Source organism: Collimonas sp. GW821-FHT02H07 (assembly GCF_059421505.1).
In genome coordinates, this window is record NZ_JBWKVC010000001.1 from 216642 (window position 1) to 229541 (window position 12900).

Annotated in this window: 14 protein-coding genes; 6 read left to right on the top strand and 8 right to left on the bottom strand. The window is 52.3% G+C overall.

The window, feature by feature from the left end; genetic code table 11:
• The coding region (locus AC07V8_RS00830; protein ID WP_494721447.1) for a YadA family autotransporter adhesin at positions 1-2666 on the top strand (2666 nt) is incomplete at its 5' end.
• Here the strand turns inward: AC07V8_RS00830 and AC07V8_RS00835 are convergent.
• Positions 2582-2800, bottom strand: a complete 219-nt coding sequence (locus AC07V8_RS00835; RefSeq protein ID WP_494721440.1) for a hypothetical protein — start codon at positions 2798-2800, stop codon at positions 2582-2584. The genes AC07V8_RS00830 and AC07V8_RS00835 overlap by 85 nt on opposite strands.
• 193 nt (positions 2801-2993) lie before the next feature.
• On the opposite strand from AC07V8_RS00835, the gene AC07V8_RS00840 reads away from it, so the two are divergent.
• On the top strand, positions 2994-3482 hold the full coding sequence (locus AC07V8_RS00840; RefSeq protein ID WP_494677086.1) for a transposase: 489 nt from the start codon (positions 2994-2996) through the stop codon (positions 3480-3482).
• 987 nt (positions 3483-4469) lie between these two features.
• Here the strand turns inward: AC07V8_RS00840 and AC07V8_RS00845 are convergent.
• Entirely contained in the window at positions 4470-4865 is a 396-nt protein-coding gene (locus AC07V8_RS00845; RefSeq protein ID WP_494677085.1) for a GFA family protein, read from the bottom strand.
• Positions 4866-5391: 526 nt separating this feature from the next.
• Here AC07V8_RS00845 and AC07V8_RS00850 point away from each other — a divergent pair.
• Entirely contained in the window at positions 5392-5673 is a 282-nt protein-coding gene (locus AC07V8_RS00850; RefSeq protein WP_494677084.1) for a KTSC domain-containing protein, read from the top strand.
• A 154-nt stretch (positions 5674-5827) separates the two neighbouring features.
• A complete protein-coding gene (locus AC07V8_RS00855) occupies positions 5828-6058 on the top strand; it encodes a hypothetical protein (RefSeq protein WP_494677083.1) in 231 nt (76 codons plus the stop codon).
• A 102-nt stretch (positions 6059-6160) separates the two neighbouring features.
• Here AC07V8_RS00855 and AC07V8_RS00860 read toward each other — a convergent pair whose 3' ends face one another.
• The gene (locus AC07V8_RS00860; protein WP_494677082.1) at positions 6161-6610 is read right to left on the bottom strand and encodes a methyltransferase family protein; all 450 of its coding nucleotides are present in this window, start codon (positions 6608-6610) and stop codon (positions 6161-6163) included.
• Between the two features lie 108 nt (positions 6611-6718).
• On the opposite strand from AC07V8_RS00860, the gene AC07V8_RS00865 reads away from it, so the two are divergent.
• Positions 6719-7156, top strand: coding sequence for a universal stress protein (locus AC07V8_RS00865; protein ID WP_098493032.1), 438 nt, complete (start codon positions 6719-6721; stop codon positions 7154-7156).
• 78 nt (positions 7157-7234) lie between these two features.
• Here the strand turns inward: AC07V8_RS00865 and AC07V8_RS00870 are convergent, their stop codons facing one another.
• Entirely contained in the window at positions 7235-7516 is a 282-nt protein-coding gene (locus tag AC07V8_RS00870; RefSeq protein WP_494677081.1) for a hypothetical protein, read from the bottom strand.
• Positions 7517-7965: 449 nt separating this feature from the next.
• Between AC07V8_RS00870 and AC07V8_RS00875 the strand changes: the two genes are divergently transcribed.
• Positions 7966-9093 carry an NHL repeat-containing protein gene (locus AC07V8_RS00875; protein ID WP_494677080.1) on the top strand — a complete coding sequence of 376 codons (1128 nt, stop codon included), beginning with the start codon at positions 7966-7968 and terminating at the stop codon, positions 9091-9093.
• 95 nt (positions 9094-9188) lie between these two features.
• On the opposite strand, the gene AC07V8_RS00880 is transcribed toward AC07V8_RS00875, so the two are convergent.
• The 4 genes from AC07V8_RS00880 to AC07V8_RS00895 form a co-directional block, all read right to left on the bottom strand.
• A complete protein-coding gene (locus AC07V8_RS00880) occupies positions 9189-9629 on the bottom strand; it encodes a transposase (protein ID WP_494677079.1) in 441 nt (146 codons plus the stop codon).
• Between the two features lie 122 nt (positions 9630-9751).
• The gene (locus tag AC07V8_RS00885) at positions 9752-10078 is read right to left on the bottom strand and encodes a fibronectin type III domain-containing protein (protein WP_494677078.1); all 327 of its coding nucleotides are present in this window, start codon (positions 10076-10078) and stop codon (positions 9752-9754) included.
• Positions 10079-10498: 420 nt separating this feature from the next.
• Positions 10499-11266, bottom strand: coding sequence for a polysaccharide deacetylase family protein (locus tag AC07V8_RS00890; protein WP_494721448.1), 768 nt, complete (start codon positions 11264-11266; stop codon positions 10499-10501).
• Between the two features lie 354 nt (positions 11267-11620).
• On the bottom strand, positions 11621-12883 hold the full coding sequence (locus AC07V8_RS00895) for a cation:proton antiporter (RefSeq protein WP_494677077.1): 1263 nt from the start codon (positions 12881-12883) through the stop codon (positions 11621-11623).
• Between the last annotated feature and the right edge of the window lie 17 nt (positions 12884-12900).

Consider the following 12900-nt stretch of genomic DNA (forward strand, 5'->3'; position numbering starts at 1 on the left):
CTTCCACGGGCATCAGCACCAACGCCAGTAACATCGGTTCGCTGTCTAGCGGTCTGAGCACGACTAACAGTAGCGTGTCTTCGTTGTCGACTTCTACGTCGACTGGCTTGAGCACGACGAATAGCAGCGTGTCGTCGCTATCGACATCGACTTCCACGGGCATCAGCACCAACGCCAGTAACATCGGTTCGCTGTCTAGCGGTCTGAGCACGACTAACAGTAGCGTGTCATCGTTGTCGACTTCTACGTCGACCGGCTTGAGCACGACGAATAGCAGCGTGTCGTCACTGTCGACATCGACATCGACCGGTTTGAGTACGACCAATAGCAACGTCACATCGCTGTCCAGCGGTCTCAGCACGGCTAACAGTAATGTGTCGTCACTATCGACATCGACTTCAACTGGTCTGAGTACAACCAACAGTAACGTCACTTCACTGTCCAGCGGTCTCAGTACAACCAACAGCAACGTGTCGTCACTGTCGACGTCAACTTCGACCAGCTTGAGCACGACGAATAGCAGCGTGTCGTCGCTGTCGACATCGACATCGACCGGTTTGAGTACGACCAACAGCAACGTCACATCACTCTCTAGCGGTCTCAGCACGACTAACAGCAATGTGTCTTCGTTGTCGACCTCGACTTCGACTGGCATCAGCACCAACGCCAGTAACATTGGTTCGCTTTCCACTGGTCTGAGCACAACCAACAGCAGCGTGTCGTCGCTGTCCACTTCGACTTCCACGGGCATCAGCACCAACGCCAGCAACATTGGTTCGCTGTCCAGCGGCCTGAGCACGACTAACAGTAGTGTGTCTTCGTTGTCGACTTCTACGTCGACCGGCTTGAGCACGACGAATAGCAGCGTGTCGTCGCTGTCGACATCGACATCGACCGGTTTGAGTACGACCAACAGCAACGTCACATCACTGTCTAGCGGTCTCAGCACGACTAACAGCAATGTGTCGTCGCTGGCGACTTCGACTTCCACAGGCTTGAGCACGACGAATAGCAACGTGTCTTCGTTGTCGACTTCGACTTCCACTGGCTTGAGCACAACCAACAACAACGTCACATTACTGTCGACTTCAACTTCGACTGGTCTAAGCACAGCAGCCAGTGGAATTGGATCCTTGTCGACCGGCTTGAGTTCGGCTAACAACAGTGTAACGTCGCTGTCGACATCTGCCTCCACGGGTATCAGTACTAACGCAAGCAATATTGGCTCGTTGTCGACAGGTCTGAGCACGACCAACAATAGCATTGTGTCGCTATCAACATCGACCTCCACGGGCATCGTATCGCTGTCGACTGGAATTGCTAACTCGGTGCAATATGACAATGCAGGCCATACTAAGATTACTTTGGGTGGTGTAGGAGCTACGACACCAGTGACACTTACTAATGTTGCTGCTGGTGCGAATCCAACAGATGCTGTGAATTTCAGCCAATTGACATCATTGTCGACTTCCACCTCAACAGGTTTGAGCACCGCGACGAGCGGTATCAATTCACTGTCGACGGGTCTTAGTACAACTAATGGCAATGTAACTTCGTTGTCAACCTCAACGTCGACAGGGTTGAGTACTACGAACAGTAGTGTGGCATCGCTGTCGACGTCGACATCGACGGGGTTGAGCACGACAATCAGCAATGTTGCTTCGTTATCGACTTCGACTTCCACGGGCTTGAGCACTGCAAATAGTGGCGTGTCGTCCTTGTCAACCAGCCTGAATACGACCAATAACAATGTGTCGTCACTTTCAACCGGATTGACGTCTATCTCCACGGGGTTGAGTCAACTTACCTCGCTCGGCGTCAGTGGGGGACCTTTACCGACGTCACTGAAGCCGATCGCGGATGCAGCAAATGTAGCAGCAGCGAATGGTGCAACGGTTGGCGTCACTACCATCGGCGGGGCCAATAGCGACGGTACAGTACAGTCCCGCGGCGCGAGCGGCAATACAATTAAGAATGTCACGGCTGCGACATGCACCACTGCCAACGGCGTCGATGCCACTGCTACAGGCCTGTGCGCGCAAGCCGCCAAAGATGGCGCAACAGCGTATGGTTCGAATGCGCAAGCAATCGGTGCCAATACAACTGCCGTAGGCTTTCGTGCTTTAGCTTCTCAGGCTGGATCTGTCGCAATTGGTAATAACGCTCAGGCCACTGGTGATCCGACCGTCGCGATTGGTCAAAATTCGTTGGCTTCTGGGAATAATTCGGTAGCGATGGGGGCGGGCGCTCAAGCAACAGCAAGCAATTCGGTTGCACTGGGGGCTGGTTCGATAGCTGATCAAGACAATACGGTATCGGTAGGCTCTCCTGGAAGTGAACGGCGTATCACCAACGTTGCGCCTGGTGTCAATCCAACGGATGCTGTGAATGTCTCGCAATTGACGACCGTGCAAAATCAGGTTGGAAATGTTCAGCGCATCGCATATAGCGGAGTGGCAATGGCTGGGGCTTTGGCTGGTCTTCCGCAAGTTGATTATGGCAAGACATTTGCGCTAACTGCGGGAATAGGTAGTTATGCTGGTTACACGGCTTTAGCTATCGGGGCCAGCGCTCGTGTTAATCAAAGCACAGTCATAAAATTCGGCGTTAGTACAACCTCTGGTACTCGTACGCTGGTTAATGCTGGCGTGGGGTACTCCTGGTAGGTATGAGAATAAATTTGACCAGATAAAAATTGAAAGGTAAGTAGCGCCAGGATGAATTTTAAATAATCTGGCTTGGAAAAATATATTTTTTGGTTTAAAAAGCCAGATTCTGCAGATGATGAGGTGGGTTTCATTATGAAGCCCACCCTTTTATTTGCATGTTTATGGTCCCTATGTGAAAACGCGTTTTCTAATTTTAAAAATGCAGAGAGTTTGCGTGATTTGCTGAGTTCTTCTTTGGACTATTGCAATGTGATGTCAGTTAATTTTCTGGTTAGTGGATTGCGCGGAATGCAATGAGTCTAAGAAATTGAAATGAGATTGCTGATGAATATTTCTGAATGTGAGTTAGGCGCAAAGCTCAGAGACGATCAATGGAAAAAACTGGAGCTCCTAATGTTAGGAAAAATCGGGGATCCTGGGAGTCATGCCCGTGACAACAGATTGTTTATTGACGCTGTACTTTGGTTTGTTTCTGATGCGAATGTTTGGGCGAATTTGCCGCCAAAATTTGGAAAATGGAACGCTATCTATATGCGTGTTAGGCGATGGTACGTAAGTGGACACTGGCAACAACTGGCTGAAAATTTGCGTGATGATCCGGATTTGTATACGTTAGTGGGGAAAATTATTTCTCACTGTGATCATCAAAAAAAAATGCGAGAAGAAAGGAATATTAGGAAAGCGAAGCGAGAAATCAATCGTAGATCTCATGCGATGCCGCGAATTAACACGAAGGAGCCTACTTCTTTGATGGAGGATTCGACATCGCATTGGCTTTCATTGATTGGATCGGTAACCCCTCCCACTAAATGAACGCCATCCTCAAGCAAGCGGAGGGCGGCTACAAATTTGACCGAATCCGGTTCGTTTGCTTTAGGCAAACGCGCCGCTCGGAAAAACAGCACTGTATATATTAAGCGTCGTTCGAGGGGGGGGATTTAATATTCCAAAATTCTGTTGCCATGATTTTTCTATTTAAAAAAATAGATGGGAGGAACGTGGGGTCAACGAAACGGGGATTTACGGTTATTTCTCAACTGCTAAACGTCACAGTCTTGGCTGTGTTTCTTGTCAAATTCAATCGATAGTTGATTTGATGGAATCCTACCGGCGCATAATTATTTGTTGTAATTGAGGGAAGCCACGATGGAAAAGAAAGCACCAGCGGTTAATGAGCGACTGCGATTGGCTGTTCAGACAGCAGTAGGCCAGAAGTGGTCGATCGTGCTTTCCCTTCAAAGCAAGTATGACCACTTTCGCGCATCCGCCCCCGCAGAAAAGTGATATGGAAACGAGCTAAGCAAGCACATGAAATATTGACTGACGCAAATGGCTGAGAGTGGCGGTTGTGTGCAATGTCCATGAAAAAAGGATATCAACGCGGACTTGTAATTGGTACAGGGTTTATTAGTCTGAACGTGCGTTCATTGAAAGAGGGTTCATCGAAAGGTGATTTTATTTTATGGAACTTGGGTGGGTACTTGTTCTGCTGATTCCGTTCTCCGTCATCGCGGCCTGGATTGTCGATGAAATGTATCAGGAGTATGTTCTCCATCATTACTATTGAATACGCGATTGTGATTTCAGGTATTTTCAGAAACCTGTTCTGTCATGATTGGATGGACGGAAATATTGCTGCGATGATAGATAGATTTCCGGTCGTTGACTGGCGTTTCCGGCTATGCGGCAGGCAGAAGCCGGCCATGAACGGACAGTCATGATGACGCCAAAGGGGCGCCGCTATCGTCCTTTTGAAGCCATTGTTATGGCCCAGCAAAAAAATCTTTTCGAACTTCACCGCTACGAAGATTCCGGTAGCCCCGTGATGTTCTGGGCCCAAGCAAGCGCTGAACTGCACCAACTTTGCCTGAGTGCGGGGATCTGAGCGCGCTGCGCCACCGCGCCGAGTCGCACGTTGTACTGCGTTGAATTTTCAGCGGCAGTCGCATAAATCGGGGTACCGCAATCAGCACAAAACGCCTGAGCACGTCTCGCGCCGGATGTCGCTGTCTTGATAAAAATTTTCGGCTGGCCACGCAAAATATGAAAGTCCGCAGACGCGGCGGGAACACTCGCGCGAAAAGGTGCGCCAGAGAGCGTCTGGCAATCTGCACAGTGGCAAAGGCTTGCCTTTTGAGGGTCGACAATGGCTTCGTACGCGATTGCGCCACAATGACAGTTGCCTTCGATTTTCATCTTTTTCTCCAAGTTGTAGCGCCTTCATTCACTTTAGCCACCGTCGTTTTGAACGGCCCCGACAAAGAAAGAACTGGGCTTTCGATACTCCGCTCACGCACCACTTCACCACTTAGCATTTCGCTTGCAGACTTATACCGCACATTGATCACGCGCCTTTCGAATGTCGGCTTTTGAGAACTTTCATCGGCTGTTGCGGGGAGAAAACAGGCTGTCGCGACCAGCTCAAGGCGGCCAGCTTTCCGGGTGCAGTGTTCCGTAGCGTCAATTCATTTCCTACAAACAGTAAATAACATTTGCATGGCCCGGTTGCCGGGCAACGCGTTCTGGATTTACTCCCGTTACCAAATTGACATGGCCGTTACGTAATTGTCCGTGTCGACGTTTGCAAATGCGCAGACGGTTTAAGGATGGGTATCCTCCTTGGCCGTCTTTGACTCGGCATCATTGATGTAGTCGCATGAACGGCAATAGTGAATTTCTATTACCATGGGGGTCGCGGCATGCATATATACAGGAGGCAGTCATGGAGATGAAGCGCATTAATGCCGGGAAGCTACGTGCCATTGGATATGAGCCGCGGGAGCGTACGCTGCGGGTTGAACTCGACGACGGAAGCGTCATTGATTATTCGGGTGTCGGGAACGAGGTCTGGCGCCGGCTGTCGACTTCGGGGGCGGCATGGAGCTATTACCGCGACAACATAGAAGAGGAATTCTCAAGCCGTCGAGGCGTCGCGCGGATCCAAAAGAAATCTAATCCCCTTGATGAACTGTTCAAAGCCGCCGGCGATGATACAGAATCTTAAGCAGCATCAAGGCTCTGTCGCTGAAATTGTCGTTGGTTACGCTGTTTCGCAATGCAGGAAGAGGTCGTCAAGCAGTGTGCCCGTGTTTCCTTGGCCATAGATTGATGCGCCGCCAAGGCGGATAGAGGGATTTTCCACCACAGGAGTGAACACAATGTTCGTCTATATTTTTCGAGGCCCCGGCCGCGTGTTTGGTTTTACTGCAGCCGAGACGGGCGCGAATCTGCCTGCAAGGTTCGCTCCCTGGGTTTCATTTAAGCAGCTGGAACTGAGCCGGGATAAACCGACTCCAGGCGTTGATTCGGGAGAGTGCCTGGACGACATCGAGAAGCATGGCTTCCATATCACTGATGCTCACGTTCGCATTACTGACCAGCTTGTTTGATGCCGGGTTTGATTTATCCGGCATTGCCGGCATAGCTTGCATTTGCGGGGAATGGCGGAAGTCGCTGCATCGGGCAACGACCAAAGCGTCCGCAAACTACGCTCACCACAGCCAGCGAGGAACTCGGCTCTTGTACTGCTCCCACTGACTGCCGTGCATGCGCGACAGCCAAGGTTCTTCGCCGAACACCACACGCAGATGAAATGCCACGACAACGATGAAGGCATAAATGAGTAGCCCGAGGGAGCCGAACGTGGCCGCCCAGCCGAGCAATGTCAACGTCACCGCGATATACATGGGATTGCGCGAGTAACGGTAGAGCCCTGTTTCAACCAAGCGAGTTGGCGGCGCCCAGGGAGCAAGCGTTCCCTTTCCAGAGACATAGAACTCACATACGCACCAAAGCAGGGCTGCGAAGCCAACTGTCAGAGGCACGAGACCCAAAGGGTGAACGAGAATGGCGTGCGCAGTGGACCAGAGCCAAGTCAGCGGGACGAGGATGGCAACCACGCCTGGCAGGGCAACGAAGGCAATGAGCGCACGGAAGAACATGAGTCTCTAACCGTTTCAATAAAAATGTAAGCCGCCGGTCTGCATGAATGTTGCGAATCGATCAATCGCATCATAAACTGAAAGTACTCATTCACCCGGGGGGACGCAATGTACAAGCATCTTCTACTACCGATCGATGGTTCTCCATTATCTGAAATTGCAATTCAAAATACCATGCGGTTCGCCAAAAGCATCAACGCAAAGGTGACCGGCTTTTACGTGAGTCCGCCATACCATGCATTGTCTTTACAGATGGAAATGCTGGCGGAGACAGAAGATGATTTCGCCAAACACAGCCGGGTTCAAGCGGAACGGTTGCTTGGAACCATTGAAGACGCCGCCAGTGTGGCCGGCGTATCTTGCAATACTACGTATGCAATCGGCGCCCACCCTTATGAAGAAATCATCAAGGCGGCCAATGACAACGGATGCGACCTGATCACCATGGCGTCGCATGGCCGAAAAGGAGTGAAAGGCCTGTTGCTCGGCAGCGAAGCGCAGAAAGTTTTAACACATAGCAAGATACCGGTGCTCGTGTATCGGTAGGATTTGACGGCGTTGGGGTGTGAACTGGTCGCAGCATCGGATCTTGCATCCGAGCCGCATTGTCGATCATTTATTTCGTTAAAGTGGGTAAATGGCAACCAGCGAGGCGGCATATTCCAAAGGCTTTTTGTATTCCGGCAGGCTGTAATGCACGACATTGGCCATTTTTGTCAGTCGGCTTTGGAACGCCACGAGATTCGCCGTCGCGTCGGATCTCTGTAAAAAGAAGAAATAGCATGCTTCGCTGATGACGGATTTGATGGATGAGTCAACATTTTGTCCGTACAAAGCCAGGACTGCCAATGCTTGAATTTTATGGATGTACTCGTTAATCAATTCTTCTTCGATATGCGCGTCCATAGCGAACTCCCAAAACAAAATTCGTAGAAGAAATGACATGAATTCATCTTAGTAATCGAGATGAAATTTGTCCATGGCCCGGATCGGCTTTAGCAAAATTTATAAATACCGTGCGGCAATGGGCTTCGACCATCCAGCGGCTTCGCACGGTCACGCGCATGTGTCGATGCGGCATCGAAATCGTCCATTCAACAGATCGAATGATGGTCGAATGAGGCGGCAATTCTTTGTGGGAATTATTTGAATGCAGGGTAGTGCGGCGCTTGTCAACGTAGTTGCGGCGCCTGATTGCGCTGTGATTCAGCGTGCGTCAAAACATGCGCTTCCCGCTTGCCGGGAAGAGTATGATAGATAGCCCCTCTCTTTTTCTTGTATCTGCTGGAGATGGGGACTCGCAATATGGCATGTATCAAAGAATAATTTTTTCCAATAACAAGGAGAAGACTATCATGCTGCATTTCCACCATCCCCCTGATTCATCGCAATATCATCATCTTGCATTCAAGCTTGCCGTCGGCGTGGTGCTGGTCGGATTGATTTCCGGCATTCCTCGCGTTGCCGCTGCAGATGAAACTGCGCTGGCGCGCCACTGGCTGATTGCCGATCAATTCAATAATCGTGTCATCGAGGTCGATCCACGTACCCACCAAATTGTCTGGCAGTTCGGTAACGGTGCGGACAAGCCTGGGCCGCAGAGCATCGTCGGCATCAACGATGCCGAACGCGTCGGCGCTTTCACCTTGCTGTCTGGCACCGGCATTCCGCCCAGCTCCCCGCCGTTGCCGGGCTGCTCCGATCCGGTCAATGGCTGTCCTGACAACCGCGTAATCTTGATTGATCACAGTGGCGGCATCGTCTGGCAATACGGTCAGAACGGTGGCGTGGCGGGCGCCGGCTTTAATCAGTTGAATACACCGGTGCAGGCGGCGGTGCTGCCGCAGTTCCAGCGTCGCCATGGCCTGCATGTGATCATCACCGACCAGGCGAACCAGCGCATCATCGTGGTTGATCGCGCTCACCGGCTGGTATGGCAATACGGCAGCACTGGCGTTGCCGGCAATGGCCCGAATCAATTGAACAATCCTAACAGCGCAGAGCAACTGGAAAACGGCAATATCCTGATCGCCGATGAAAACAATAACCGGGCCATCGAAGTCACCACCGATTTGCAGATCGTCAGGCAATTCACCGCCGGCGGGACGCTGAGCGGAGTTGCCTTCGCCAGCCGGCTGCCTGACGGCCATACCCTGATTACCGACTCCAACAACAACCGCATCGTCGAAGTCGATGGCAACGATGCGATCGTGTGGCAGTACCCCACCAACACACTGGCCGGTAGCAATCCCAATCCCTTGCCCACGCGCGCGGTTCGCCTGGAAAATGGCAACACCTTGATCAGCGATCAATTCAATAATCGCGTCATTGAGGTCACGCCAGCCAAGCAAATCGTGTTGCAGCAGGGAGCGCTCAATGTCGCCGGCAACGGCTTGAACCGCTTGAACGGTCCGTACGACGCAAAAGCCATCGGGGATTTCACCGGATTGACGCCGCCACGCGACATTGATGGCAGCGAGTGACAGCCGTTTTGCATCAGTTTCCAGAGGATGCCAGCATTCGGCATCCTCTTTTCTTTTGTCACGGGCATCGCTATCGGCCATGACTTTACCCAGCGTTAGTGCGACGGATCGGACGTTGATTCCTGATGCGCTATTACGCCATTTTGGTGATTTGCAAGGGTAGCGCTATTTTTTTTCCGGTTGTCGATCCGGTCTTGCGAGCGGAATTCCCTTCTCCTGTTCAAGAAATCGCAACGATCATTGATTTGCGCCAGCATTTGATGCAGTTCTTGATCATGAGTTGAGCGTCGCGCCAAAAGATGCCAGAGTGCGTTTTCGTTCCATCGATAAAACCGCGTATAAATGCTTTTCGGGTTTCCGAAATGGGGCGGAATATCGGCCCAGGCTTTTCTATTCAAGATTACCCACAATACGGCTTCAACAAACGCACGATATTCATGTTGAGTTAAATCCAGCCTGGTCGTTCGCGACAGGATGTACGCCACTTTATCCCATTGATCGTCGCTAAGTTTTCCGGTGTATTTAATCGATTTCATTGTGTCCTTGGAGGTGAAAATTCTTTAGTTAATTGAATTTCTTGGCACATCATCATCTGACAAATACGTGAATATCTCGAATGGCAAAACCGTGGCGCATTTAGCGCAGGGAAGATAGCGCTTCACAATGTTTTGTAAACTTGCTGCCTGGACCAATTGCTTGCATCACCATCAGAATCGACTCCCCGTACTTGAATGTAGTAGACCGTTTTTGGCGTAAGCGAGGCGATGACGTGCCGATAAGGAGGAAAACTATTCGTATCGGCCAGTACATCGGTCGGCACTTGCGGGCCGCTGGGATCGCCCTTTCTAACCATGAATTGATAAGCAGTGATCGTTCGATCCATGACAGGAGCCGACCACGCCAGGGTTATAGAGTTATGGCTGACATCGACAGTCCTCACAATAGGTGTCCTGGAAAACTTCATATCCCAATATTCTGCTGTCATGGTTTTTCTATTTCAAAAGTAGATAGGAGAACGCGAGGTCAATGAGACGGGATTTCCGGTTATTTTTCAACTGGCAAACGTTACAGTCATGGCTGTGTTTATCATCAAATTCAATCGATAGCGGATGTGGGAAAATCCCGCAGCGCGTAACGGTATTATTGATAGGGATAAAGCTCGATGGGGGTGGTTTTGTAGCGCCGCAGCAGGGCGCCGCCTGGAACGCGGCATTCGGGTATCGGCTTGCCGTTGGCGAGGTGGAAAGCAATCGGCAGGTAGGCCAGCTTTACCTGACCCCGCTAGGGGGATAAAGCCTCAAGGAATTTCTCGCTTTCGAGTATGGAGTATGTCTATACGCGCCAGCGTTGACCTGCGCCGCGGCCTGCCGCTGCTGTGGCGCCGGGCAACAGCGGTTGCCGGCACCTAATCCCACAGCCAGCTCCAGAACCCGGGCAGGTGCACGACTTGCGCACTGTCGCGTACGCTTCTTGCCAAGGCAGCGCGCTCCAGCGCGGCCTTGTCGTCGTAAAACGGCTTGCTTGCAGTCGGCAGCTGGACCGCGCTTGCGCAATCCATCAGTATCTGCAAGTATTCCGCCATGTGATCGGCGGTGTAGCTATTTACATCGTGAAAACTCACCACCACCGGGATGCTGCCATCGACCGCCGGCAATTCGCCTGCCGCAATCCGCTCGCGCACGTCAGTCAACAGATGCAGCATGTTGGAGCGCCTTCTCAGGCTGGCCTTGATGCCATATATCTTGCCGTCGTTCGCGCTCAGATCCGTCAGCAAAACGTGCATGCCTTGCTGCTGGTAAGCGGCAAAAGTACGCTTGTCGTAGTTCCAGAACGGCGGGCGGACCAGCTTCGGCGGACTGCCCTGGATCGAGGTAATGTCGGCGATGCCATCGTTTAGCGATTGCGCGAATTTTTCGGGGTTGAGGAAGCGATGGTTTGCATGATGTGGCGTGGCGGTATGAAAGCCAAGCAAATGCCCTTCATCGGTTTCCTGCCGCATTATGTTGCGCCCAAAGTCCGTCTCGCCAGCGCCAGACGATCGGGTTTGCACAAAAAAGAGGGCTTTGATGCCGGGTTGCAGCGGATTGTGCGCAAGCGTGTTCAGTATGGACAGTGTCGGATTGTCAGTCCTTGGCCTGGCCGGGCCGTCATCGAAAGTCAGCAGGAAGCGGATTGGCGCTTGAGATTTCAAACGCTCGGCAGTTTGAGGCGACATGGGAACCGGTTCGATGGCGCAGCCGGTGGCGCCGATCGTCACGAAAATCACGATCAAGTTGGAAATGATCTTTTTGACATGCCGCGATGAGATGGAAATTACGTTGCGCAACGGCACTAGTGAAACGGGAAGCGAAGACATACGGTGACAGACAGTAGGGCAGTGATGGACTTGGGAGGGCGATGCAGCGCGAATGATACGCCTTTGGCTTGCGCTGTTCGCTAGCTGTTACAAACAACTACAGTTCATAAGCTGCTCCCTGGCCTTCTTTTGCGTCATGTTCGGCGAGCGGAACATTTCTTTCAATTTTGCTTATGCCCCGCGCTGTTTCACCGCAATTCCGCCTGTGCCCGCTATGTCATGCTGGTCGCCATGCCCGAACAGCCGCAGCATCGGAACAGTCATTGCCGTAGTCGCCAGCGCCATGATAAAAAGCATCGTGTACACGGAAGGCGGCAGAATCCCTAGTTTCAAGCCAATCGTCAGGACGATCAGCTCCATCAGTCCGCGCGTATTCATCAACGCGCCGATCACGCTGGCGTCGCGATGTTCGACGCCCGACATGCGCGCTCCCAGATAACTGCCGCCGAACTTGCCGGCAATCCCGCCGATAAGGAACAAGCCGAACCACAGCCAGAAATTTGGCAAAGAAACACTTCCCGTGGCGGCCTGGATGCCTGCAAGCGCGAAAAATACCGGCATCAGTATCAGCGCTACAAATCCCTCTGCCTTGGCGCGCCATTCAATTTTCAGCCCGGGCAGGTCGCGCAGCACCAACCCGGCCATCAGGGCGCCGAATGCGCTGTGGAAGCCGATTTCCGCCGTGATCCAGGAAGATAGCAATACATAGCAGATCACGGCGGGCAACACGCGCGATGTAACGCTGGCCGCCGGCTGGCGGGCAATTATCCTGGTCCAGAGCGGTCGCGCTATCAGCATGGAGACTGCGGAAAAAATCAGCAGGAGCGTCACATTGCGGGCTATATGCTGCCATGTAAAGCTGCCGGTCGAGAGCGCCGTGATCATTGCCAGCAGCAGCCAGCCAAGCAGATCCGTCAAGGATGCAGCCGTCAATGCAACTGTCGCCGTGAACCTGCCTTCCATCTGCAAATCCATCACGATGCGCGCCATCACCGGCATGGCGGAAATGGACAATGCAAGGCCGCAAAACAGCACATAGCCGAGAGCCGGGACCTCCGGTGCGAGCGCCGCTCTGGATACGACAGCAATCGCGCAGCCGATTGCGAACGGGAAGACGATTCCCGATAACGCCACCACAACCGGTATGCGCATCGGTACGCGTCCCTGGAGACTTTTCAGGTCCAGATGCAGCCCAAGCTGGAACATCAGGAAAACCAGGCCGAGTTCGCCGAATTGCGACATCGCCGGCATTGCCGCATGGGAGAACACGATGTTATAAAAATCCGTGTTGACCGCGCCCAGAACCGCTGGCCCGAGTATCAGGCCGGCGGCGATTTCCCCAACCACGCGGCTTTGTCCCAGCCGTTCGGCCAGCGCGCCGCACAGCACCGTGGCAAGAATGATGATGCAAAGTTGAACCGGCCACATTGCCATTTTGAGTCCTGAAGATG